The organism is Neorhizobium sp. PAMB6716 (assembly GCF_058242805.1).
The window spans coordinates 175086-199453 of the sequence record NZ_CM177835.1 but is presented as its reverse complement, the minus strand read 5'-3'; the positions used below and the strand labels follow the sequence as shown (position 1 = coordinate 199453).

21 protein-coding genes are annotated in these 24368 nt (G+C 60.7%); 5 read left to right on the top strand and 16 right to left on the bottom strand.

Annotated elements, in window-relative coordinates:
• Window positions 1-66: 66 nt before the first annotated feature.
• From AC4CWH_RS00940 to AC4CWH_RS00900, 9 genes are all read right to left on the bottom strand, one after another.
• A complete protein-coding gene (locus AC4CWH_RS00940; RefSeq protein WP_491320010.1) occupies window positions 67-999 on the bottom strand; it encodes a LysR family transcriptional regulator in 933 nt (310 codons plus the stop codon).
• 33 nt (window positions 1000-1032) lie between these two features.
• On the bottom strand, window positions 1033-1785 hold the full coding sequence (locus AC4CWH_RS00935; protein WP_491283758.1) for an ABC transporter ATP-binding protein: 753 nt from the start codon (window positions 1783-1785) through the stop codon (window positions 1033-1035).
• Window positions 1782-2615 (bottom strand): ABC transporter ATP-binding protein, encoded by an 834-nt coding sequence (locus AC4CWH_RS00930; protein ID WP_491320009.1) that lies wholly within the window; start codon window positions 2613-2615, stop codon window positions 1782-1784. Before AC4CWH_RS00930 ends, AC4CWH_RS00935 begins: the two co-directional genes overlap by 4 nt.
• A complete protein-coding gene (locus AC4CWH_RS00925; RefSeq protein WP_491320008.1) occupies window positions 2612-3544 on the bottom strand; it encodes an ABC transporter permease in 933 nt (310 codons plus the stop codon). The genes AC4CWH_RS00930 and AC4CWH_RS00925 overlap by 4 nt, the downstream gene beginning before the upstream one ends.
• Window positions 3541-4605 carry an ABC transporter permease gene (locus AC4CWH_RS00920; protein ID WP_491320007.1) on the bottom strand — a complete coding sequence of 355 codons (1065 nt, stop codon included), beginning with the start codon at window positions 4603-4605 and terminating at the stop codon, window positions 3541-3543. The genes AC4CWH_RS00925 and AC4CWH_RS00920 overlap by 4 nt, the downstream gene beginning before the upstream one ends.
• 21 nt (window positions 4606-4626) lie before the next feature.
• Window positions 4627-6252: an ABC transporter substrate-binding protein gene (locus AC4CWH_RS00915; RefSeq protein WP_491321319.1), complete on the bottom strand. Its 1626-nt coding sequence runs from the start codon at window positions 6250-6252 to the stop codon at window positions 4627-4629.
• A gap of 54 nt (window positions 6253-6306) precedes the next feature.
• Window positions 6307-7362: a dipeptidase gene (locus tag AC4CWH_RS00910; protein WP_491320006.1), complete on the bottom strand. Its 1056-nt coding sequence runs from the start codon at window positions 7360-7362 to the stop codon at window positions 6307-6309.
• A gap of 112 nt (window positions 7363-7474) precedes the next feature.
• A complete protein-coding gene (locus AC4CWH_RS00905; protein WP_491320005.1) occupies window positions 7475-8149 on the bottom strand; it encodes a phosphoribosyltransferase in 675 nt (224 codons plus the stop codon).
• A 13-nt stretch (window positions 8150-8162) separates the two neighbouring features.
• Complete coding sequence (locus AC4CWH_RS00900; protein ID WP_491320004.1) at window positions 8163-9080, bottom strand: LysR family transcriptional regulator; 918 nt, start codon at window positions 9078-9080, stop codon at window positions 8163-8165.
• Between the two features lie 99 nt (window positions 9081-9179).
• On the opposite strand from AC4CWH_RS00900, the gene AC4CWH_RS00895 reads away from it, so the two are divergent.
• The 3 genes from AC4CWH_RS00895 to AC4CWH_RS00885 all read left to right on the top strand — a co-directional run bounded on the left by AC4CWH_RS00895 (window position 9180) and on the right by AC4CWH_RS00885 (window position 13242).
• On the top strand, window positions 9180-10367 hold the full coding sequence (locus AC4CWH_RS00895; RefSeq protein WP_491320003.1) for an acyl-CoA dehydrogenase: 1188 nt from the start codon (window positions 9180-9182) through the stop codon (window positions 10365-10367).
• Window positions 10368-10575: 208 nt separating this feature from the next.
• Complete coding sequence (locus AC4CWH_RS00890) at window positions 10576-12012, top strand: NAD-dependent succinate-semialdehyde dehydrogenase (protein ID WP_491320002.1); 1437 nt, start codon at window positions 10576-10578, stop codon at window positions 12010-12012.
• Between the two features lie 123 nt (window positions 12013-12135).
• Window positions 12136-13242, top strand: coding sequence for a DNA alkylation repair protein (locus AC4CWH_RS00885; RefSeq protein WP_491320001.1), 1107 nt, complete (start codon window positions 12136-12138; stop codon window positions 13240-13242).
• Window positions 13243-13245: 3 nt separating this feature from the next.
• Here the strand turns inward: AC4CWH_RS00885 and AC4CWH_RS00880 are convergent, their stop codons facing one another.
• From AC4CWH_RS00880 to AC4CWH_RS00850, 7 genes are all read right to left on the bottom strand, one after another.
• Entirely contained in the window at window positions 13246-14268 is a 1023-nt protein-coding gene (locus AC4CWH_RS00880) for a sulfate/molybdate ABC transporter ATP-binding protein (protein ID WP_491320000.1), read from the bottom strand.
• On the bottom strand, window positions 14265-15146 hold the full coding sequence (cysW, locus tag AC4CWH_RS00875; protein WP_491319999.1) for a sulfate ABC transporter permease subunit CysW: 882 nt from the start codon (window positions 15144-15146) through the stop codon (window positions 14265-14267). Before cysW ends, AC4CWH_RS00880 begins: the two co-directional genes overlap by 4 nt.
• Window positions 15147-15150: 4 nt before the next feature.
• Window positions 15151-15972 (bottom strand): sulfate ABC transporter permease subunit CysT, encoded by an 822-nt coding sequence (gene cysT, locus AC4CWH_RS00870; protein WP_491319998.1) that lies wholly within the window; start codon window positions 15970-15972, stop codon window positions 15151-15153.
• A gap of 99 nt (window positions 15973-16071) precedes the next feature.
• Window positions 16072-17058, bottom strand: a complete 987-nt coding sequence (cysP, locus tag AC4CWH_RS00865) for a thiosulfate ABC transporter substrate-binding protein CysP (RefSeq protein ID WP_491319997.1) — start codon at window positions 17056-17058, stop codon at window positions 16072-16074.
• A 213-nt stretch (window positions 17059-17271) separates the two neighbouring features.
• A complete protein-coding gene (locus AC4CWH_RS00860; protein WP_491319996.1) occupies window positions 17272-20421 on the bottom strand; it encodes an efflux RND transporter permease subunit in 3150 nt (1049 codons plus the stop codon).
• Between the two features lie 28 nt (window positions 20422-20449).
• Entirely contained in the window at window positions 20450-21583 is a 1134-nt protein-coding gene (locus AC4CWH_RS00855; protein ID WP_491319995.1) for an efflux RND transporter periplasmic adaptor subunit, read from the bottom strand.
• Between the two features lie 59 nt (window positions 21584-21642).
• A complete protein-coding gene (locus AC4CWH_RS00850) occupies window positions 21643-22248 on the bottom strand; it encodes a TetR/AcrR family transcriptional regulator (protein ID WP_491283742.1) in 606 nt (201 codons plus the stop codon).
• A 161-nt stretch (window positions 22249-22409) separates the two neighbouring features.
• Here AC4CWH_RS00850 and AC4CWH_RS00845 point away from each other — a divergent pair, with 161 nt between their 5' ends.
• Entirely contained in the window at window positions 22410-23966 is a 1557-nt protein-coding gene (locus AC4CWH_RS00845) for a PAS domain-containing sensor histidine kinase (protein WP_491319994.1), read from the top strand.
• A gap of 53 nt (window positions 23967-24019) precedes the next feature.
• Window positions 24020-24295, top strand: coding sequence for a BON domain-containing protein (locus tag AC4CWH_RS00840; RefSeq protein WP_491283740.1), 276 nt, complete (start codon window positions 24020-24022; stop codon window positions 24293-24295).
• The last annotated feature ends 73 nt before the right edge of the window (window positions 24296-24368 follow it).

Genomic DNA, 24368 nt, shown 5'->3' with positions numbered 1-24368 from the left:
AGAGAGTGGCACTTCGCAGGCGCACACACAATTAGCATTTTTGTGTGCCCTGTGTAGCGGAAATCGCTACACCGATTTCTTCGCCCGCGCGGAGGGTTTTGGCCGGTCGGCGCCGCGCATGAAGGCTTCGATGAAATCGACGAGCTTGGAGGCCGCAAAAGACAATTGGCGATCCGGCGCCACACAGAGATCGATGGACGTGCGCACGCCCTTGCCGGCAGAAATGGGGATGGCGGCCAGCTGGCCGGAGCGCACTTCGCGGTGGACGGCAAGCGCCGGCAGAAGCGTCACTGCCGCCTCGCGCAGCACCAGTTCCTTCAGCATTTCCAGTGAGCCGGTCACGAAAACCGGATCGAGTTCGACGCCGATCTTCAAGAACTGCTCCTCGAAAGCCTGCCGTGCGCCAAAGCTCTTGTCCGGCAGCGCCAGCGGCAGAGCGGCGATGTCGCGCAGCGAAATCTCCGGCTGCAATGCCACCGGATGATTGGCGGAAGTGATCAGATCATAGGTAATTTCGGAGCGCAGCCTCACTTTAACACCCGACAGTTTTGGCGCAAAGAGGGTGACGACGAGGTCTGCTTCGGCAGAGGCCAGCGCATCGAGCGCCTGTCTGGCGCTCGTGATCGCCACTTCGAACCGTAGCTTTGGAAAGCGCAGGCTGAATTCCGCCAGCACAGGCGCAATCAGATTGGCAACCGTCGCGCCATTGGCAAAGATGGTGACCTTGCCGCGTTGCAGGCCCTTGAGGTCATCGATCAGCTGGTGAACATGTTCGAGTTCCCGCAGCGTGCGCCCGGCACGCGCCGCCAGAAGCTCGCCGGCAGCGGTCAGCTTGATGCCGCGATTGGAGCGCTCCACCAGCGCCGTGCCAAAATAATGCTCAAGGTTCTCGATCTGCCGGCTGACGGCGGTTGCCGCGACATTGAGGTTTTCGGCGGCCGCGCGCATCGAATTGGTGCGCACCAGTTCGTCGAAATACATGAGGGCCCGAAGCTGCATCGCTTAATCCTGTGGCGCCATCGCCAAGCCGCATCAATCCCGGCGAAACCCTTCGCTCGCCACCAGCAGCGCACGGGTATAATCCTCTGAAAATTCCCGTTTTTCCAGCGCTTCGACCGACACGGTTTCCACCACCTCGCCCTTGCGCATCACCGTCAGGCGTTCGCACATGTGGCTGATGACGCCGAGGTCGTGGCTGACCATGACGAAGGTGAGACCGCGGTCTCTGCGCGCCTGTTCCAGAAGATTGAGGATTTCCGCCTGGATGGAGGCATCGAGCGCCGAGGTCGGCTCATCGAGCAGCAGGATTTTCGGCTCCAGGATCAGCGCGCGGGCAATGGCGATACGCTGGCGCTGGCCGCCGGACAACTGGTGCGAATAACGAAAGCGGAAACCGCTGCCGAGGCCCACTTCGTCCAGCGCGCGGGCAATGCGGACATCGACATCGGTAAAACCGTGGATAGCAAGCGGTTCCAGCAGCAGCCGGTCCACCGTCTGGCGCGGATGCAGCGAGCCATAGGGATCCTGAAACACCATCTGCACGGTGCGGTAAAATTCCTTCGTCCGCTTCTGGCCCTTGTAGCTCTGGCCGGCAACCGTCAGGCTGCCGCTTTCAAAGCTGTTCAAGCCGGCCACGGCGCGCAGAAGCGTCGATTTTCCAGACCCCGATTCCCCAACGATGCCGAAGGATTCGCCTTCGCGCACATCAATGCTGACGCCATCGAGCGCCAGGAAATCATCAAAGGCCACCACCATGTTGCGGACGGAAAGGGCTGACGCGCTCATAAGGCCCACTCCGGCTTGCGTTCCAGAACGGGAAGCGGATGGCGGTGCGTTCCAATCGTCGGCAGGCAATTCAGAAGACCTTGCGTATAGGGGTGTTTCGCCTCGGAGAGATTGGCCGATGGCAGTTCCTCCACCACGCGTCCCGCATACATGACGATGACGCGGTCGCAGAAGGACGAAACCAGCCGCAGATCATGGCTGATGAAGATGAGGCCCATGCCGCGTTCGGAGACGAGCTTGTCGAGGATGGCGAGCACTTCCAGCTGCACCGTCACGTCGAGCGCAGAGGTCGGTTCGTCGGCGATCAGAAGCTCGGGGCCGCAGACCAGCATCATGGCGATCATCACCCGCTGGCCCATGCCGCCGGAAACTTCATGCGGATAAAGCTCGAAGACGCGCTCGGGATCGTTGATCTGTACCGCTTCCAGCATGGCAAGCGCACGCGCCCTGCCCTCATTAAACGACACCCGCTCGTGGGTGCGCAGGGTCTCGATGATCTGGCGCCCGATGGTCATGACCGGGTTCAGCGAATATTTCGGATCCTGCAGGATCATCGCAACGCGCTTGCCGCGCAGGCTGCGGCGCTGTTTGGCGGACGCAGAGAGAAGATCGATGCCATCGAAGGACAGCGTTTTTGCGCTGATCTTTGCGTGGCCGGGCGTCAGGCCCATGATGGCGCGGCCGGTCTGCGACTTGCCGGAGCCGGATTCGCCGACGATGCCCAATCGTTCCTTGCCAAGCGTGAAGGACACGCCGCGCACCGCATCCACCTGCCCCGTGCGGGTTGGGAAGGACACGCGCAGATCATCCACCGTCAGAAGCGGGTTCATTGGCCGGCCTCCTTCGGATCGAGCGCATCGCGCAGGCCATCGCCGAGCAGGTTGAAACCGAGGCTGACGATGAGGATGGCAAAACCGGGCATGGCCGCGACCCACCATTGATCGAGAATGAAACGGCGGCCAGACGCAATCATCGCACCCCATTCGGGAAGCGGCGGCTGCGCACCGAGGCCGAGAAAACCGAGGCCCGCCGCCGTGAGAATGATGCCCGCCATGTCGAGCGTGACGCGCACGATGAGCGAGGACGTGCAGAGCGGAATGACGTGGCGCAACACGATGCGAAACGGCGAGGCGCCCATCAACTGCACGGCGGCAATGAATTCCGAATTGCGGAAGGTCAGCGTTTCCGCCCGGGCAATACGCGCATAGGGCGGCCAGGAGGTGACGGCGATGGCGAGAATGGCGTTTTCAATGCCGGGACCAAGCGCTGCCACCAGCGCCAGCGCCAGCACCAGCTTCGGAAACGCCAGAAAAATGTCGGTAATGCGCATCAGCACCGCATCGATCCAGCCGCCGGCATAACCGGCGACAGTGCCGACGATAAGGCCGATGGGGGCTGCAATGATGGCCACCAGCACCACGACGAGCAACGTGAGGCGCGAGCCGTGGATGAGGCGCGAGAGAATGTCGCGGCCCTGATCGTCGGTGCCGAGGATATAACCATCGGCGCCCGGCGGCAGAAGGCGCGCATTGCGCAGATCACCGATGACAGGATTATACGGCGAGATGAGATCGGCCAGGCCGGCAATGACGATCAGCGCGAGGATGATCATCAGGCCGAGCAGTGCCAGCCGGTTTTCCGAAAACCGCCGCCAGATCACATAGGCACGGCCGAGCTTTGCCTGACGGCGCGAGGTGGGACGGTCCGACAGCAGCCATTCGCGGCTATAGGGTTTCAAGGTGGTGTCCGGCATGCTCATCGTCTGCGCGTCCTCGGATCGAGCGTCCGGTAGAGAAGATCGGACAGAAGATTGATGGTGATGAAGACCGCACCGATGACGATGGTGCCGCCGAGCACGGCATTGATATCGGCGTTCTGCAGCGAATTGGTGATGTAAAGCCCGATGCCCGGCCAGGCAAAGATCGTCTCCGTCAGCACAGAGCCTTCGAGCAGGCCGGCATAGGAAAGTGCAATCACGGTCAGCAGCGGCACGGCGGCATTGCGCAGCGCGTGGAACCAGATGATGCGGGTTTCAGACAGACCCTTGGCCCGGGCGGCAACGATATATTCCTGCGCCAGTTCGTTCAGCATGAAGGAGCGCGTCATGCGGCTGATATAGGCGAGCGAGAAATATCCGAGCAGCGAGGCTGGCAGGATGATGTGGCGGAAGAGATCCCACAGCACATCCCATTGCCGCTGGATGATCGCATCGAGCATGAAAAGGCCGGTGATCGGCGTGAACGTGTATTCGTAAACGACATCGATGCGGCCGGGATAAGCGACCCAGTTGAGCTTGGCGTAAAAGAACAGCAGCGCCAGAAGCGCCAGCCAGAACACCGGCACGGAATAACCGATGAGGCCGATGACACGCACTACCTGGTCCACCAGACTACCCCGGCGCACGGCTGCAAGCACCCCAAGCGGAATGCCGAAGACGGCACCGATCAACGTGCCGAGTGTCGCAAGCTCCAGCGTTGCCGGAAAGACCCGGCGGATATCCTCCATGACCGGATTGGACGACAGCACCGAGATACCGAAATCGCCAGACAGAACCTGCTTCAGATACAGCAGGAACTGGTGCCAGAGCGGCAGATTGAGGCCCAGCTGCTCGCGCACCCGTTCCACCACATGGGCCGGCGCGCGATCGCCAACGATGGCAAGCGCCGGATCGATGGGGATGACCCGGCCGATGAAAAAGGTCACAGCGAGAAGGCCGAGGAATGTCGTCACGACAGTGACGGCAAAGCGCAGCAGGCCCCAGGCCGGGCTTGCGGTGCGGCGACGTGGCCGCACCGCACCCGTTGTTTCAGGAAGCGTCAAGGGATCAGACCTTTCCGCGGATCACTTCGAGATCGTGTAGACGAAGTTGGTATCAAAGCTCGGACCCAGCTTGAAATCCTTCAGCTTGGCCGAATAACCGGCAACTTCCACCTGCTGGAAGATGACGACGAAGGGGCTCGTCTGCAGAACTTCCTTCTGCAGGTCCTGATAGATCGCCGCGCGTTTGGCGGAATCCTTTTCCAGAAGCGCCGACTGCGACTTCTTTGTCAGTTCCGGCACGTCCCAGGCATTGCGCCAGGCGAGCGTCTTGGTCTTGCCCTGGTCGGAATTGTCATAGTTGCTGGTGAAGGTTTCCGCGTTCGAGTTCGGGTCGAAATAGTCCGAACCCCACTGACCGATATAGATATCATGCGTGCGGGCACGGAACTTCGTCAGCGTCTGCTTGCCATCGCCGGGGATGATTTCCAGCTTGATGCCAGCCTGCCCGAGCGTCTGCTGTACGGCTTCGGCAATGCCCGTCACCGGCTGCGTGTTGCGCACGTCCATGGTGACGGTGAAGCCGTCCTTCAGGCCGGCCTTCGCCAGCAGTTCCTTGGCCTTTGCCACATCCAGCTTGTAAGGGTTTTCGCTGGAGGCGCCGAGCTGTCCCTCCGGCAGGAAGGACTGGTGGATCTTGCCGATGCCCTTGATCAGCGTTTCGCCGATGGCATCGTAATCGACCAGATACTTGAATGCCTCGCGCACTTCAGGCTTCGCAAGGTTGGGGTTCTTCTGGTTGAGGCTGAAATAATAGAGCGTGCCCTTCGGCGCGGAAATCGTGGCGAGATCCTTCTTGCCCGAGATGGCAGCAAGGTCGTTCGGCTCGAGGTTGCGGGCGATATCGATATCGCCATTTTCCAGCGCCAGACGCTGGCCCGAGCTTTCCTTCATGTGGCGATAGATGACGCGCTTGATCTTGGCCTTTTCGCCGAAGAAGTTCGGGTTGGCTTCCAGCACGACGGCTTCGTTGGCGCGCCAGGTGACGATCTTGTAGGCGCCGGAACCGGCAAAACCGGTTTTCAGGAACTCGTTGCCGAAATCGTTGTCGTATTTGTATTCGGCTGTCGGCGTCACCGGCTTTGCCTTGGAGACGACAAACTGCTTGTCGACGACGGAGGCGACCGTTGCGGTCAGCACGTTCAGCACGAAGCTCGGCGCATAGGGCTTGTCGACGGTGAACGCGAAGGTGAGGTCATCGACGGCTTTCGCCTTGTCGGTGATGTTGTCGCCGGTGAGACCGAACTGCGTCAGCAGGAAAGCCGGCGACTTGTCGAGCTTGACGGCGCGCTCGAAGGAATAGGCCACATCGGCTGCGGTGATCGGGTTGCCGGAGGCAAACTTCAGGCCCGGCTTCATCTTGAACGTATAGGTCAGGCCATCATCGGAAATCGTCCAGCTGTCGGCGAGTTCGCCGATCACCTTGGACGTGTCCTTGGGATCGAGCATGACGAGCTTGCTATAGGTGTTGGCGGTGACTTCCGCTGCCGAAAGCTCGAACGCCTCGCCGGGATCGAGCGTGATGATATCGTCGATGGCAAAACCTTCGACCAGCGTATCGGCGGGTGTTGCGGCAAAGGCCTGCGGCGCCGACAGAACGGCAAGCGAAAGCAGCGCGCTGGTTGCCAGAAGGCTAAGGTTGCGGTGCATGACAGTCATGATGGTCCCCTGTTTTTATAGGTTTTTAAACACGTCGGAAAGCGTTCAGTCGGCCTCGTGCCAGGCGGTTGCCAGAACCCGCAGCCAGTTTTCGCGGCACAGTTTTTGAAGATCCTCGGAAGCGTAGCCCGCAGCTTTCAGGGCCGCAACCAGTTTCTGGTTGCCGCTGGCGTCGCGGATATCAGCAGGAACGGTGGCGCCATCGAAGTCGGAACCCAGGCCGACGCAATCGATGCCCATACGCTCCACCATATAATCAATGTGGCGCACCATCAGGTCGAGGCTGGTATTGGCGTCATCGCGCGCATCGGCTCGCAACATGGTGACGGCATAGTTGAGACCGACAATGCCCTTGCGTTCGCGGATCGCATCCATCTGCCGATCGGTAAGATTGCGCGCCACCGCCGTTAGCGCATGGACATTGGAATGGCTGGCCACCAGCGGCTGGGTCGATGTGTTTGCGACATCCCAGAAACCTTTTTCAGTGATGTGGGCGAGATCGATGAGGATGCCCAGCCGGTCGCAGGCTTTCACCAGTTCAAACCCGAGATCGGTCAGGCCGGGCCCTGTATCCGGCGACAACGGATAGGCAAAGGGCACGCCATGGCCAAAGGCATTGTGGCGGCTCCAGACGGGGCCTAGCGAACGCAGGCCGGCCGCATGAAAGACCTCAAGCACAGACAGATCGTGATCGATTGCCTCACAGCCTTCCATATGGATGACAGCGGCAAACTGCCCTTCGCCGATGGCCTCGCGGATCTCCGACACGGAGCGGCAGATCCGCCAGGCGCCCGCTTCGTGCAGCTTCAGCGCAATGGCAAATTTTTCGAGCGCAATATCCAAGGAAGCAGCGCGTTCCAGCGGGGCGGCCAGCGGCGTATAATAGTGCCCGTTGACGTCGGGTTCCTTGAGGATGAGGTCGCCGGAGGGAATGTAGATGGCGCAAAGACCGCCCACCAGACCGCCGGCGCGGGCGCGCGGCCCATCGATATGGCCCTCGCGTGTTCCCTTGACGAATTCCGCCACCGGATCGGCGCCATTGCGCTTGTTGCGCCACAGCCGCAGGAGAACATCATTGTGGCCGTCGAACACAGGTTCCATTACAGAATTCCGAATTGTCATACAAAAGCACTCGATCAGATGTTGATCCTAGGCCTATCTACAAACTGTCGGCAAGGAGGAAAGTGCCGCAACGCACAACTACTGCCGGCGATTACTGCCAGCGCCCGTCTGCAAGTTTCGTCAGCATCGGCGTTTTGAGCACACCCTGCACCAGCGGCCGCCACCCGGCCCCAGAGGTATCAAGCGTGGCATGCCACCGTTCCGACTGCAGCATGGCGGCGCCTATGGCGACCGGTGCAACGCCCACCGCCTGCATGAGGCCGAGGCCCGCGACAATCGAACTGCCGCTCGAAATCACGTCATCGACCAGGACAACGCGCCTGCCCTCCATCAGCGGCAGCATACGCGGATCGACATAAAGCCGCTTCACCTGCTCGGGCGTGGTGATGGAAGAGAGCGGCACGGAAAGACCTTCCTCGTACCAGAATTTTCGAGAGGTCCCGAGCGGCACATAACGCTGATGGCCAAGATGGCGGGCAAGGGCTGCGGCAAGCGTCAGACCCAGTGTCGGAAGCCCCACGACCACATCCGGCTTCAGCGGCGCGATGCGGTTTGCAAGATCTGCGGCGAGCGCCTCCACCACGGCAAAACTGGCCTGGTTGATGATAAGGGAGGCCAGTGCATGGCGACCATCCGGCAGCGGCCGGATCGGCAGGCGAAGCTGGCGGCCATCGGCAAAGCCTGCGGGATAAAAGGTCTCGAACGGGCCGTCGTCAGGAAAACTTGCGGGGGGATGAACCTCCTGCCAGAACTCGTGGGGCTGCATCAAAAACTCCGGATCAGGCATAATAGGGCTCATCGCGCCAGCGGCCGACTTCCTCGATCAGCCAGGCGCGAAACAGCTTGACCGGACGGAACTCGACGCGGGTGATGGGGGCAACGACATAATAGGAACTGGGGCTGCGCACCTGCTGCGGCAGTGCCTGCACCAGATCTCCCGCCGCAAGTTCGGATTCGATGAGAAACAGCGGCATCAGCGCCACGCCAAGGCCAGCGCTACAGGCCTGCGCCACGCTTGAAAACTGTTCAAACCGCATACCCGGCGCCGGCGTGCCTGAGACTGCAAGGCTTTCGAAAAAATGCGTCCAGGCGCCGGGGCGCGACGCCATGTGCAGAAGCGGCAGCGGCAGGAGATCGGCCGGCTGCGAAATCGGATTTTTTGCGAGGAATGCCGGGCTGCACACCGGCGCCACCATCTCGTCCATCAGGAAGGTGCAATCGGCGCCCGGCCAGTTGGGCTGGCCGATATGGATCGCGACATCCAGCCCATCCTGCTCGAAATCGAACATGCCGATGCGGGTGGCAAAGTTCAGCGTAATCTCCGGATGGGCGGCGACAAAACGGGGAATGCGCGGCAAAAGCCATCGCGTGCCAAAGGTCGGCAACATTGCAAGGTTCAGCGTATCGCCATGCCGTTTGGTCATGGCCTGCAGCGAGGCGGCACGGATCTGTGACAGGGCGCCGCCGATGGCGCGGGCATAGGCGCGGCCGGCTTCCGTCAGCGCCACGCCCCGGCTGGAGCGATCAAAGAGCAGGATACCGAGCTGGTCCTCAAGGCCGGAAATCTGGCGGCTTATCGCCCCTTGCGTCAACGAAAGCTCGTCGGCGGCATTGGAAAAGCTGCCGAGCCGCGCGACGGATTCGAAGGCGGCGAGAGCGCTGGTGGAGGGTAAAAGCTTGCGGCTGACATTGGACATACCGCATTCCTATAGCTCATGTCATCGTGAGTAAACGGCGCTGGACGCTAAGGCGCGCATGGCCGATAACTCCCCCACAGTTTGAAAGTGGAGGTTCCATTGAGCGACCGTGCAGCATTTTCCTGGGAAGATCCCTTTCTTCTCGATGAGCAGTTGAGCGAAGACGAGCGGATGATTCGCGATGCGGCCGCCGCCTTCGGCAAGGCCGAGCTTCTGCCCCGCATTCAGGAAGCCTATTTGTCCGAAACCACCGAGCCGGAACTTTTTCGGCTGATGGGCAAGGCCGGGCTATTGGGCGTTACCCTGCCGGAAGAATATGGCGCGGCCGATGCCGGTTATGTGGCTTACGGCCTCGTTGCCCGCGAAGTGGAGCGCATCGACAGCGGTTACCGCTCGATGATGAGCGTGCAGTCCTCCCTCGTTATCTACCCGATCTTTGCCTATGGCTCGGACGAGCAGAAACAGAAATATCTGCCGGGCCTCGTGTCTGGCGAACTCATCGGCTGTTTCGGCCTCACCGAGCCGGATGCCGGCTCCGATCCCGGCGGCATGAAAACGCGCGCCGAAAAGATCGAGGGCGGCTACCGGTTGCGCGGCTCCAAAATGTGGATTTCCAACGCGCCGATCGCCGACGTCTTCGTCGTCTGGGCAAAGTCGGAAGCGCACAATAACGAGATCCGCGGCTTCGTGCTGGAAAAGGGCATGAAGGGACTTTCGGCGCCGAAAATCGGCGGCAAGCTGTCGCTGCGCGCCTCGATCACCGGCGAAATCGTCATGGATAGCGTCGAAGTGGGTGAAGATGCATTGCTGCCCAACGTCTCTGGCCTGAAAGGCCCGTTCGGCTGCCTCAACCGTGCCCGCTACGGCATTTCCTGGGGCGTGATGGGCGCTGCCGAAGATTGCTGGCTGCGCGCGCGTCAATACGGTCTCGATCGCAAGCAGTTCGGAAAGCCGCTTGCCGGCACGCAGCTTTACCAGAAGAAGCTTGCCGACATGCAGACCGAGATCGCCCTTGGCCTGCAGGGCTCTCTTCGCGTCGGCCGCCTGATGGACGAACACAAGATGGCGCCGGAGATGATCTCCATCATGAAGCGCAACAATTGCGGCAAGGCGCTCGATATTGCCCGCCAGGCCCGCGACATGCATGGCGGCAACGGCATCCAGATTGAATACCATGTCATGCGCCACGCGCAGAACCTCGAAACCGTCAACACCTACGAGGGCACGCATGACGTTCATGCGCTCATCCTCGGGCGCGCGCAGACCGGCATCCAGGCGTTTTTCTGATCCGTTCAGACAGCGCCGCACACAGTTGAAAAGGACCGGGAGATGCCTCTCCCGGTCCTTTTTATTAGTCATACTTTTCGCCTCTGCCGTTGAATGTCGCGCCTTTTTGTCCTAACTGAGGGGTGAACCTTCCAGAACAGGCGGCGCTCCTCCCACGCCCTGCCTCCCACACCATCCGTTTTAAAAGACTAAGAATTGAGGCCCCTCCATGCATAGCTATCCTGACGTAAAGCTTTTCATCAACGGCGAATGGCGCGATGCCATCAGCGGCAAGACCATTACCGTGGAAGACCCTGCAACGCAGGAAATCATCGGCAAGATTGCCCATGCGGAAAAGGCCGATCTGGACCTGGCGCTTGAGGCTGCCGACAAGGGTTTTAAGATCTGGCGTGACACGTCCGCCTTCGAACGCTCCAAGATGATGCGCAAGGCCGCCGACATTCTGCGCGAGCGCATCGATTACATCGCCTGGCTGATGACGCGCGAACAGGGCAAGCCGCTTGGCCAGTCCAAGGCTGAAATCATCAATGCCGCCGACACGATCGACTGGTTTGCCGAAGAAGCCCGCCGCACCTATGGCCAGATCATCCCGGCCCGCTTCGGCGGCGTGTCGAACATGGCGGTCAAATTCCCGATCGGCCCGGTTGCTGCCTTTACACCGTGGAACTTCCCGATCAACCAGATCGTGCGCAAGCTTTCGGCCGCCGTTGCCACCGGCTGCTCCATCATCATCAAGGCCCCTGAGGAAACCCCGGCATCGCCGGCCGAACTCATCCGCGCCTTTGCCGATGCCGGCATTCCCGCAGGTGTCGTCAACCTCGTTTATGGCGTTCCCGCCGAAATCTCGGAATACCTCATTCCGCATCCGGTTATCCGCAAGATCTCGTTCACCGGCTCCACGCCGGTTGGCAAACATCTGGCGGCACTTGCCGGCAAGCACATGAAGCGTGCAACGATGGAACTCGGCGGCCATGCGCCTGTTGTCGTCTTCGACGATGCCGATCTGGCAAAGGCCATCGAAGTGTCGGCCTCGGCCAAGTTCCGCAATGCCGGCCAGGTCTGCGTTGCCCCGACGCGCTTCCTCATCCAGGACGGCGTGGCCGACCAGTTCATCGACGGCATCGTGAAATATGCCGAGGGCCTGAAGGTCGGCAACGGCCTCGAAGGTGATGTGACCATGGGTCCGCTCGCCAACGAGCGCCGCATCCCGGCCATGGAAGACATGATCAATGATGCCGTGTCGAAGGGCGCCATCCTGAAGACCGGTGGCAAGCGCATCGGCAACAAGGGACACTTCTTCGAGCCGACGGTTCTCGTCGACGTGCCGACGACAGCCAAGATGATGAACGAAGAGCCTTTTGGCCCGATCGCCATCGTCAACCGCTTCTCGACGATCGATGATGCCATGGCAGAAGCCAACCGCCTGCCGTTCGGTCTTGCATCTTACGCCTTCACCGGCTCGGTCAAGACCGCACACGCGCTTGGCCGCCAGATGGAAGCCGGCATGCTCACCATCAACCACAATGGCTTTGCCATCCCGGAAGTGCCTTTCGGCGGCATCAAGGATTCCGGCTACGGCACGGAAGGCGGCTCGGAAGCGGTGGAAGCCTACATGGAAACCCGCTTCGTCAGCCAGATGAGCTGATACGATCCCCGCATTATCGTGACCACGAAACCGGCCGACCCATGTCGGCCGGTTTTTTCATATCCTCTTGCCGAAAATCCTTGAACAGGCTACGAAACAAATCGTGAACACGAAGGTGGCAAGATGGTCGAAGGCGAAACGGATTCACCTCCCCTGCTGAAGGAGATTTTCAACCGTGATCGCCTTGCGCATTTCGCGCGCGAAACACGCGCTGTTTATGAAGGCTTTGACGAGACGCGGTTTATCGAACTGGCGTCCGACAATCTCGCCGACCTCTCGATCATGCAGAGATTGCGGCAGATCGCACAGAGTTTCCATGCGGTCCTGCCCGGTGGTTATCTCGAAAATCTCGAGATCCTGAAGGCACTTGCGCCGCGCATCAATCACGGCTTTGCGTCGATCACGCTGTCGGAATATGTGGCGTTGCATGGGCTGCACCATCCCGAGATATCGCTGGACGCCCTGCGTTTTTTTACGCGTTTCGGTTCCTCGGAATTTTCCGTCCGGCCTTTCCTGCAGCAGGATATGACGGGCACACTTGCCGTCATGCAGCGCTGGGCCACGGATGAAAACGAACATGTGCGCCGGCTGGCAAGCGAGGGATGCCGCCCGCGACTGCCGTGGTCCTTCCAGTTGAAAGACCTGATCGCCAACCCCGATCCTGTCTGGCCGATCCTTGACACCTTGCGTGCCGATGCGAGCCTTTATGTGCGAAAATCCGTGGCAAACCACCTGAACGACATCACCAAGGACCATCCAGACTGGGTGCTGGACAAGATGGCCGCTTGGCCGTCAGGCAATCCGCAGACGGTGTGGATCATCCGGCAGGCGTTGCGGAGCCTCGTGAAGAAAGGCACTCCGCGCGCCCTGGCCCAATTGGGCGCCGGGCAGGCGGCGGAGATCGACATCGTCAGGTTTACCGCCACCCCAGAAAAGGTCAGTCTCGGAAGCGCGGTCGAAATCGCGGCGGATATCGTTTCCTTGAGCACGCGGGAGCAGCGATTGGTGGTGGATTACGTCGTCCACTATGTGAAAAAATCCGGCGGGACCTCCGCCAAGGTTTTCAAATGGAAAGAACTGACGCTTGGGCCCGATGCCCCGTTGTCGCTATCCATCCGGCGCGCCATGCGCGACTTCACGACACGCACGCATTATGCGGGCACACACCGGGTAGACCTGATGGTAAACGGCGCCGTTCTTGCCACGGCGCAGTTCGAACTGGTGTTTTGACGGTCAGGAGACCGCAAACACCTTTGCGCGGCGCAAGGTGACGAAACCCGCCTCACCCGTCGCAACAGCCTGTTCCGGCTCCACATCAAATTCCAGCGTCTCGCCAGTCGAAGCCGTGGCAATGACCCGGCGCTCCCCCGGACGATCCAGCACGCGATCAACCGTCGCCGCAACGCCCGGCCCGCTTTTCGACCAGTCGAGATCGCGCGGGCGGGCGAAAATTTCGGCGGGGCCATCGGCGATGCCTTGGGCATCCACCTGCGCATCGCCGACATGGGCAATTCCTGCCCTTACCGCGCCGGTCAGCCGGTTGGCATCCCCTAAAAACTTCATGACGAACGCATCCTTCGGATCGCGGCAGACCTGCTGCGGCGTGCCCTGCTGGACGATCTTGCCTTCTCTCAGGATCACGACGCGGTCGGCGAGATCCAGCGCCTCTTCCTGATCGTGGGTGACGAAGATGGTCGTGATGCCCAGCTCCTGATGGATCTCGCGCAGCCAGCGGCGCAGGTCGTGGCGCACATTGGCATCCAGCGCGCCAAAAGGTTCATCGAGCAGCAGCACCTTCGGATCGACGGCAAGCGCGCGGGCGAGCGCCACACGCTGCCGCTGGCCGCCGGAGATCTGGCCGGGGAACCGGTCGCCGAGGCCTTCGAGCCGCACGAGGCGCAGAAGATCGGCGACGCGGGCGGCGATCTCCGATCTGTCGCGTTTCACCTTCGACACTTTCATGCCGAAGCCGATGTTTTCAGCCACCGTCATATGCGGGAAAAGCGCGTAATGCTGGAAGACGAAGCCGACGCCGCGGTCGCGCACGGGAATATCCGTCGCATCCTGATCGCCAAAATAGATGTGGCCCTCATCGGCATATTCGAGGCCGGCGACCATGCGCAGAATGGTTGTCTTGCCGGAGCCGGACGGGCCGAGCAGCGCGACAAGCTCGCCGCTTTCAATCTCCAGTGAGACGCCATGCACGGCGCGAAAGGTCTCGAATGTCTTGATGACGGTGTCGAGGCGGATTTTCATGGGCGTGTTTCCGGCGTGGCGAGAATGGCGGCAGGCTTGACGCGGCGGCCGGCGCCCCGGCCTTCCAGCGCCACCTTGGCGATGATGGTAAAGACGGCGATGACCGCGAGGATCGACGCCGAGGCAAAGGCGCCGGCGGCCTGATAATCATGGTACAGCAGTTCGATACGCAGCGGCAGCGTGTTGGTCTGGCCGCGAATATTGCCCGACACGATGGAGACGGCACCGAACTCGCCCATCACACGGGCGTTGCAGAGCACGACGCCATAAAGCATCGCCCATTTCACATTGGGCAGCGTGACGGAGAAGAAGGTGCGCCAGCCGGATGCGCCAAGCGAAGTGGCGGCCTCTTCCAGATCACGCCCCTGCGCCTGCATCAACGGGATCAGTTCGCGCGCCACGAAGGGCGCCGTGACGAACATCGAGGCAAGAACGATGCCCGGCAGCGCAAACAGTATTTTCACGTCATAGGCATCGAGCAGCGGGCCAAAAATGCCCTGCAGGCCATAAACGAAGAGATAGGCGACACCGGCGACGATGGGCGATACGGAGAAGGGTATTTCCGTCACGACGAGCAGCAGCCGCTTGCCGCGAAAGTCAAACTTGGTGATGGCCCAGGCGGCGGCCACGCCAAAAATGGTGTTGAGCGGCACGGCAATCAGCGCGGTGATGACCGTCAGTAGGATAGCATGGCGCGTATCGGAATTGGTGAGCGTCGCGACATAGACCTTCCAGCCCTGGCGAAACGCTTCGACGCCGATGACGATCAGCGGCGCAAGGATGAGCAAAGCGCCAAGGATCAGCACGATGCCGATCAGCAGGCGGCGAAAGAGCGGATTGTCGCCGACGCGCGGCGGTTTTCTGCGCAGGGTGCTCATCCGGTTATCCTTTCACCGTGTAGCGCAGCGCGCGGGCCTGCAGCCAGTTGGTGACGGCCAGCATCGCAAAAGCCGTCAGCAGAAGCACCGAGGCGATGGCAGCCGCCGCCTGATAATCATATTCCTCCAGCCGGATGAAGATCAGCAGTGCGGTGATCTCCGTCGACATCGGCTGGTTGCCGGCGATGAAGATGATGGCGCCGAATTCGCCGAGCGAGCGGGCGAAGGAGAGCGAGGTGCCGGCAAGAAGCGCCGGCGCCAGAAGCGGCAGGATGACCTTGCGAAAGATCGTCCAGTCGGAACCGCCGAGCGACTGCGCCGCCTCTTCCAGCGCCGGATCGAGATCTTCCAGCACCGGCTGCACGGTGCGCACGATAAACGGCAGGCTGGTGAAACACATGGCAATCATGATGCCGAGAGGCGTGTAGGCAACCTTTATGCCGAAATCCGAGAGAACTGACCCGAACCAGCCATTGGCGGAAAACAGCGCCGTCAGCGAAATGCCGGCAACCGCCGTTGGCAGCGCAAACGGCAGGTCGACCATGGCATCGACGAGCCTGCGACCGGGAAAACGATAGCGCGTCAGCACCCAGGCGAGCGCCAGGCCAAAGAACAGGTTGAAGACGGTGGCGGCAAGAGCTGCCAAGGCCGTGACGCGGTAGCTGGCAATCGAGCGCGGCGACGAGACGATCGTCCAGTATTCGGCAAACCCCAGGCTGGATGCCTTGAAGATCAGCGCTGCCAGCGGCAGAACCACGATCAGGCCGACATAAAACAGGGTGATGCCGAGCGACAGATGCAGTCCGGGCAGGACATTGCGTCTCACGATGCGCCTCTTTCGTGGATCATGGTCTTTCCTTATCGTCATGGCAAAGCCCGGCGGAACAGATCCCGCCGGGCTTTGCATCGATTGCCGATGATGGCGTTAACGGCTGCCGTAGAGCTTGTCGAGCGTGCCGCCGGAGGCAAACTGTTCCTTCTGGATCTTGTCCCAGCCGCCGAAGACATAATTGACATTAACGAGGCGGATGGCCGGGAACTGGTCCTTGAACTCGGCAGATACTTTTTCATTGTGAACGCGATGGCCGAACTCAGCCGCAACCCGCTGGCCTTCCTCGCTGTAGAGGAAATCGAGATAGGTCTTGGCCAGCTGTTCCGTGCCGTGCTTCTTGGCAACCTTGTCGACCACGGCGACCGGGAATTCGGCCAGCAGGCTGACGGAAGGAATGACACCTTCGACCTTGTCGGCGCCGTATTGCTTGGCAATGCCGCGCGTTTCCGCCTCGAACGTGATCAGCACGTCGCCGGTTTCACGCTCCACGAAAGTGGTGGTGGCAGCACGGCCTCCGGTGTCGAAGACCGGCACGTTGTCAAAGATCTTCTTCAGGAAGGCTTCCACCTTTTCCTCGTCGCCGCCGAAGGCTTCCTTGGCATAGGCGGTGGCGGCCAGATAGGTGTAGCGGGCATTGCCTGACGTCTTCGGATTGGGGAAGATCACCTTCACGTCGTCGCGGGCAAGGTCGTTCCAATCCTTGATATTCTTCGGGTTTCCGGCGCGCACCAGAAAGGACGGGAAGGAATAGAAGGGTGAGGCGTTGTTCGGAAAATCCTTCTGCCAGTCAGCGGAGACAAAACCCTGCTTCACCAGGAAATCGATGTCGGTGATCTGGTTGAAGGTCACCACGTCGGCTTCCAGACCTTCGACGATGGCGCGCGCCTGCTTGGAGGTGCCGGCATGGGACTGGTCAATGGTGATGCCCGGATGGCTTTTGATGAAAGCCTCGTTTTCGGCGGCGAACACTTCACGGGCGACATCGTAGGAAGCGTTGAGAAGCTTGTTCGGGCCATCGGCAAAGGCAGGTGCTGCAAAAAGTGCCGCAAGCGCTGTGCCAAGAATAAGGAGGCGGTTCATGGAAATCTCCGGTCAACTGCAATTGAGCGGAACTTACGGTCTGGGCTGTTGGAACGCGAGAAACCGCTCACCTGCGGGTGCCGACCGTTCGGGAATTTTCCACTCAATCGGAGGTCGAACGGCGATAGTCATTCCAATGGCCCTTACTCCTTCCTGAAAGGAGGCCAAAAGGGGTGGCGGGAAGCAGCAGGGGTACCGCTTCCCGCCTGTCGCTCATTCCGCGGCGGTGGGAAGAGTGAGCGACGATGGGTCCGTACGGCGATCGTCATTTTCGCCAGTGGTATGTTTGGATTTCGGCTCGCGGACGAAGAACAGCGCATAGGCGGCCGGCAGAACCAGAATGGTCAGAACCGTGCCGACAAGAATGCCGCCCATCATGGCATAGGCAAGCGGCCCCCAGAACAGGCCGCGCGAGATGGGGATGAGCGCCAGAACCGCCACAAGCGCCGTCAGCATGATCGGGCGGAAACGGCGTACGGCAGCACCAACGATGGCTTCGGCCCTTGCCATGCCCGACGCGATATCCTGGTCGATCTGGTCAACAAGGATGATCGAGTTGCGGATGATGATGCCAAGCAGCGCGATAACGCCGAGGATCGCCACGAAGCCGAAGGGTGCCCCGGTGATGAGCAGCGCGGCGGATGCCCCGATGATGGCCAGCGGACCAGTCGCCAGCACCAGCATGGATTTGCCAAAATGCTGCAGCTGGATCATCAAAAGCGCGACGATGACGAACAGCATGACGGGCGCCTTGGCGGCAATCGACATCTGGCTTTCCGCCGCATCTTCGGCACCGCCCTGGATCTCGACCTTGTAACCCGCCGGAAGAGCGCTGCGCAGATCGGCCATGCCGGCATACATCTTCAGCGCCAGATCATTGGGTTCCACGCCATCCGGCACGGTTGCCTTGACGGAGACCGCCGGCAGGCGATCACGGCGCCACTCGATACCGTTTTCCTGCACAGGTTCCACGCGGGCCACCTGAGAGAGCGGTACGAAGCCTCCACTGTCAGTCGGAATATAAACCGAATCCACCGCCGTCAGCAGGTTGCGGGTCGCATCCGGTTCGCGAACGACGATGGAGACGGTTTCCTCGCCATTGCGGAACTGGTCGAGCGAGGCGCCGCTCATCGTGGCATAAAGCATCTGGCGTACACGCTGGGAGGTAACACCAAGCGCGCGAGCGCGATCCTGATCGATGACGAGTTTCATGGCGGTGACCGGCTCCAGCCAGTCGTCATGCACGGTGCCAAGAACCGGGTTCTGATGGAAACGTTCCTTCACCTCATCGGCAATGCGGCGCACTTCGGCACGATCGGGACCGGTCACGCGCATCTGTACGGCCCAGCCAACCGGCGGACCGAGGAAGAGGCGATCCACTTTGCCGCGCACCGTCGGGAAATCGTCAGCAAGGATCTTGCGCAGCTTGACGATCATCCGCTCGCGCTCTTCAAGCCCGTTCGACATGATGAGAAGCTGGGCAAAATTCGGATTGCGCAGCTGCTGATCGAGCGGCAGGAAGAAACGCGGCGCGCCTTCACCGATGAAGGTTGCGACGAACTTCTTGTCCGGATCGTCCATGATCTTTGCTTCGAGCGCCTTGGCCTGGCGTTCGACTTCCGCGATCGCAGTGCCCTCTGGCAACCACATGTCGACCAGGATTTCCGGGCGCGAGGACTGCGGGAAGAAGCTCTGCGGAATGAACTTGAAACTGTAGAGGGAGCCCGCAAACACCATCAACGTCATCAGAATGACGAGGAAACGGTGTTTCACCGCCCAGCCGACCGTCGCGCGCAAGCCGCGATAGAAGCGCGTGTCATAGCTGTCGTGATGGGTGCCGGCATGGGCCCGTTGCTTCAGGATCATATAACCCAGCCAGGGCGTGAAATAGACCGCCACGAACCAGGAGGTGACCAACGCGATGCCGACGACGAAAAACAGCGAGCGCACGTATTCGCCGGCCGTCGAGGCGGCAAAGCCGACGGGGATGAAGCCGGCCGTGGTGATCAGCGTGCCGGTCAGCATCGGAAATGCGGTTGAGGAATAGGCAAACGTGGCGGCGTCGAGCTTTTCGAGCCCCTCCTCCAGCTTGCGCTCCATCAGTTCCACCACGATCATCGCATCATCGACCAGAAGGCCAAGCGCGATGATGAGGGCGCCAAGCGAGATACGCTGCAGCTCGATGCCAAGCTCGTACATGATGGCAAGGGTTGCGGCGAGCACCAGCGGAATGGAGATGGCAATGACGATGCCCGAACGCCAGCCGATGGACAGCAGCGATACGACAAGCACGATGACCAGCGCTTCGAGAAGCGCCTGCGAAAACTCGCCGACGGCCTCATGCACCACTTCCGGCTGGTTGGAGATCTGCTCCACGGCCACGCCGACCGGAAGCGCGTCTTCGAAGCGCTTGTAGGTTTCCTCGACCCACTGGCCGACATCGGTGACCTTGTAACCGTTCTGCATGACCACGCCGACTTCCACAGCATCCTTGCCATTGAAGCGGAATTTGCGATCGTAAGGTTCGATCAGCCCGTTGCTGACGGTCGCGATGTCGCCGAGGCGAAACACCTGGTTACCGCTTTTGATGCGCAGTTCGCGGATGTCCTCAGGTGTGCGCACGCCGCCTTCGACCGAAATGCGCACCGAACGGGTTGCGGTCTGGACGGTGCCGGCGGGATCGACAGTGTTCTGGCCGGCCAGCGCATTCTGGATATCGGTAAAGGTAAGATTGCGTTCGGCAAGTGTCTTCGACGAAACGTCGATATAGATCTTCTCGTCCTGCGCCCCGAGGATCGAGACTTTTTCGACGCCCTTGGTGGCAAGCAGCATATCGCGGGCTTCGGTCGCAAAGGTCTTCAGCTCGGGATAGCTGTAGCCTTCACCGGTCAGCGCATGCAGCGTGATATAGGTATCGCCGAATTCGTCGTTGAAATAGGGGCCGAGAAGCCCGCTTGGCAGATCCTGCTCGATATCGCCGATCTTCTTGCGCACCTGATAGAAGGCGTCCGCCACCTGGGCCGAGCTGGTGTCACCCTTGATCTGCAGCGTGGTGATCGAGGTGCCGGCGCGCGTATAGGATTTCACCCAGTCGAGATGCGGGGTTTCCTGCAGCTTGCGCTCGATCTTGTTGACCACCTGATCCTGCATTTCCTCAATGGAAGCGCCCGGCCAGACGGCCTGCACCACCATGACGCGGAAGGTAAAATCGGGATCTTCCTTCTGGCCCATGTTCATGATGGCAAGGCCACCGATGACGATGATGATGCCGAACAGGAAACGGCCGATGCTTGGATGGGCAATCGCCCATCGCGACAGGTTGAACGGCTGTTTGCCGGATGTGTCTTTGCGGGAGGATGTCATGGCTGTTTTCCTGGCCTCAACCGCGGGTTCAAGAACGGGCCGGAGGCGTGGGCTGAGCCTCGCCTGCGGTTTCGGGCGCCTGCTGATAAAGGCGGATCTTCATGTCCTCGCGCATGAACTGCGTACCGGCGGCCACCACGACATCACCCTCGGCAATGCCCTCGGTCACGCGCACACCGTCATCGGAGAAACCGCCAACGGTGATCGGGCGCATATGGACCGTGCCTGTGGTCTGGTCGAAGACCCAGACGACGGGCTTGCCATCCTGTTTGGCAAGCGCCGGGAGCGGCAGAACATAGGCGGGGGTGGCACCATCGGTGTTTGCTTTCACCGTTGCGGTCATGCCAAGGCGCACCTGCGGATCATCAGGAAGGCTGACGCGCACGGCAAAGGTGCGGGACTGGCTGCTGGCGCTGCCGGCGATTTCGCGCACCTTGCCATCGAGTGTCAGGCCGCTTGTGGACCAGAAGGTGACCTTCACCCCCTTGCCCGGGGAAAATTGCGCGATATCGACTTCGGGAACGGCGATTTCGACTTCCTTTGCACCATCGGCTGCAACGGTGACGACGGAAGAGCCGGCAGCAACCACTTGGCCCGCTTCCGCGTTGACGGCGGTCACAATGCCATCGACACCGGCGTTGAGGCTGGCATAGGCCACCTTGTTGCGGGCCTGTTCGAGTGCCGAGACGGCGGCATCGCGCGCGGCAACAGCCTGATCCTGCGACAGCTGGCTCTGCTCAAGCGAAGATTGCGAGGTGACGTTCTTTTCCTGCAGGATCTCGGCGCGGCGTAGCGCAAGCCGGGTGATATCCACCTGTTTCTGGGCAGACGCCAATTCGGCCTCCGCCTGGCGCACGGACAATTCGTAATCGACAGGGTCGAGGCGTGCGAGCAGGTCGTCGGACTTTACCCGTTGACCGACATCGACCAGGCGCTCGGTGATCTTGCCGTCCACCCGGAAGCCGAGTGCGATTTCACGGCGCGCCTTGACGGCACCGGAATATTGCAGAAGGCGCCCCTCGTCAGGCGCTGTCACCGTCACGACCTTGACCGGCCGCACATCCGGCGCACTCGCCTGTTTTTCCTCGCTGCAACCCACAAGCGCTGCAAGCGAAACAGCCAGCGCGATTTTGGTCCATGACATCGTCTTTAGCGCCAACATTGACGGCTCCTACCGAAATACGAAGAGGGATCGCTGCGGATCCACTGCCTTTTTAGGTTTTATCTGAGGGCGCGCAGGATGAAGGCCGCCAGATCCGCCGGCTCGGCCACTTCATCCTGTGCCATTTTCTTCGAGACTATTTGCGGATGACAGAGAGCCGTTGCCGCCTGCATGAAGCATTCGGCCGACAACAGACTGTCCTGCGCACGGAATTCGCCCGCCGCAATACCATCCTCGATGATCGAGCGGATCAGGTCGCGCAGACGCGTAATATGTTCCTGGATCACCTGCCATTGCTGCTCCATGGCGACCAGCACCATTTCATGCACCTTTTCCTCGTCCAGCATGGTCTCGACCGTGACGCGATGCTGAAGAAGAAGGTGATTTGTCAGCCGTTCCGCCGCAGACGCACTTGCGCGCGCATTGGCGGACAGGACGGCATACTGATGTTCCAGCATGCGCCGGGCTATCGCCTGGTGGATCTCTGCCTTCGAAGAAAAGAACCGGTAGATATTGGCCGGCGACATGGACAGTTCGCGCGCCACATCCGCAACATTCGTCTTGGCATAGCCGTAATGCATGAACAGGCGCTCGGCCGTATCAAGGATTCGCTGGACGTTGTCCTTGCGTGTGGTGTCCTGGGTCGGAGCGGGCTGATCGTTCATGAAAGCTTTCAGATAACGACTGACGAATTTACATTTTCGTCAGTCGTATCATTTCTCTCTTTTTTGTCAATCTGAATGTTCAGGCCCACAATTTTTTGGAACCATTTCAGACGCCAGCCGTTATCTGCGGTCGCATAACCCATGCGAGAATGAGGGGTGCAATGGCCGATGGCCTCCAAGGGCAGCTGGAGACGCGGGATCACTACCGGCTGCTGATCAATTCCATTAGCGATTATGCCATCTACATGATCGACCCCGAGGGTTATGTGGCGAGCTGGAACCCCGGAGCGCAGAGGGTGAAGGGTTATGCCGCGTCCGAAATCATCGGCGCGCATTTTTCACGCTTCTATACCGAGGAGGATCTGGCTGCCGGCGAACCGGCACGGGGGCTGGCGATTGCTCGCGGCACGGGCCGCTTCGAAAAGGAAGGCTGGCGCATCCGCAAGGATGGCAGCCGCTTCTGGGCGAATGTTGTCATCGACGCCATCCGCAACGACACCGGCACGCTTCTCGGCTTTGCCAAGATCACCCGCGACATCAGCGAAAAGCGCGACACGCAGCTGGCACTGGCCAAGGCGCGTGAAGACCTGTTCCAGGCACAGAAGCTGGAAGCCATCGGCCAGCTGACCGGCGGCATTGCGCATGATTTCAACAATTTGCTGATGGCCGTACTCGGCAGCCTGCAGATCCTGCAAAAACGTATGCCCGATGATCCGCAGCTGATGCCGCTTGTGACCAATGCCATTCGCGGCGCCGAGCGAGGTGCCGCGCTGACGCAGCGGCTGCTGGCCTTTTCACGCCGCCAGGAACTCGACGTGCGCGCCGTCGATGTGGAGGAGCTGATTCACGGCATGCTGGAACTGGTGCGCCGCTCGCTGGACGCCAATACGGTGATCGACGTGGCCTGCGAACCGGGCCTGCCGCGCATTCTGACCGATGCCAACCAGTTCGAGACGGCGCTGATCAACCTTGTCGTCAATGCACGCGATGCCATGCCGTCGGGCGGCACCATCCGTATATCGGCAGCCAGCAGAGAGGTTCCGAAACCGCGGGGCCTGCTGGCAGCCGGCACCCATGTCGCCATTTCGGTCAGCGATACCGGCGAAGGCATGGATGAAGAGACACGGGCGCGCGCAACGAGCCCGTTCTTCACCACCAAGGGAATAGGCAAAGGCACCGGACTTGGTCTATCAATGGTGCAAGGCCTGACGGAACAATCCGGCGGGCAATTGCTGCTGGAAAGCGAAAAGGGTCTCGGCACCACCGTTACGATGCTGCTGCCTGCGGTCGTCGCAGAGGATGCCGTACACCTGTTGCCGAAGGAAGAGGTGACCCCCATGAACGACATGCCCCATCTCCACCGCGCGCTGACCATTCTGGCCGTCGATGACGATGCGCTGGTTCTCATGAACACGACGCTGATGCTGGAAGACCTCGGCCATACGGTGATCGAGGCCTATAATGGCGAAGAAGCGCTGAAGGTTCTGGAATCCGGCCAGGTGGTGGATATGGTGATCACCGACCATTCGATGCCGAAGATGACGGGGGCCGAGCTTGCTCACCGCATTCGTGCAACGCAGCCGCAGTTGCCGATCGTGCTGGCAACCGGCTATGCGGAATTGCCCTCCGGTGAAACCATCCAGCTGCCCCGCCTGCCAAAACCGTTTTCCCAGCAGCAGCTGAAGGCCTCCATCGTTTCTGCACTGCAGGCAGGCTGAACCAACATCGTCCTGAAGCGTTGAAGCAGACCGCAACCTCAGGAGGATGCCCCATGGTTTTCAAACCACAGACCTTTCATGAACAGGAGCCGACGGTGGAGCGCGAGGTTCCGCCGCAAGCCGTGCTTGAGACCGACGTTGCAGCAGCGCTTGCGGGAGCCGGCGGACTTGATGCGACGGACGTGACCGTTGTCGTCAAGGGATCGCAGGCAAACCTTGCCGGAACGGTGCTGCGCCCGCAAGAGGTCGCCCGCGCCGAGGAAGTTGCCCTCTCCGTGCCGGGCATCCGATCGGTCGTCAACAGCATCACTGCGCAGCAACCCCTCTGATATCCTCTTTTTGAACGACAAAAGCCCGGCGCGTGAGGTTCACGCGCCGGGCTTTCTATTTTGTCCGAACCTG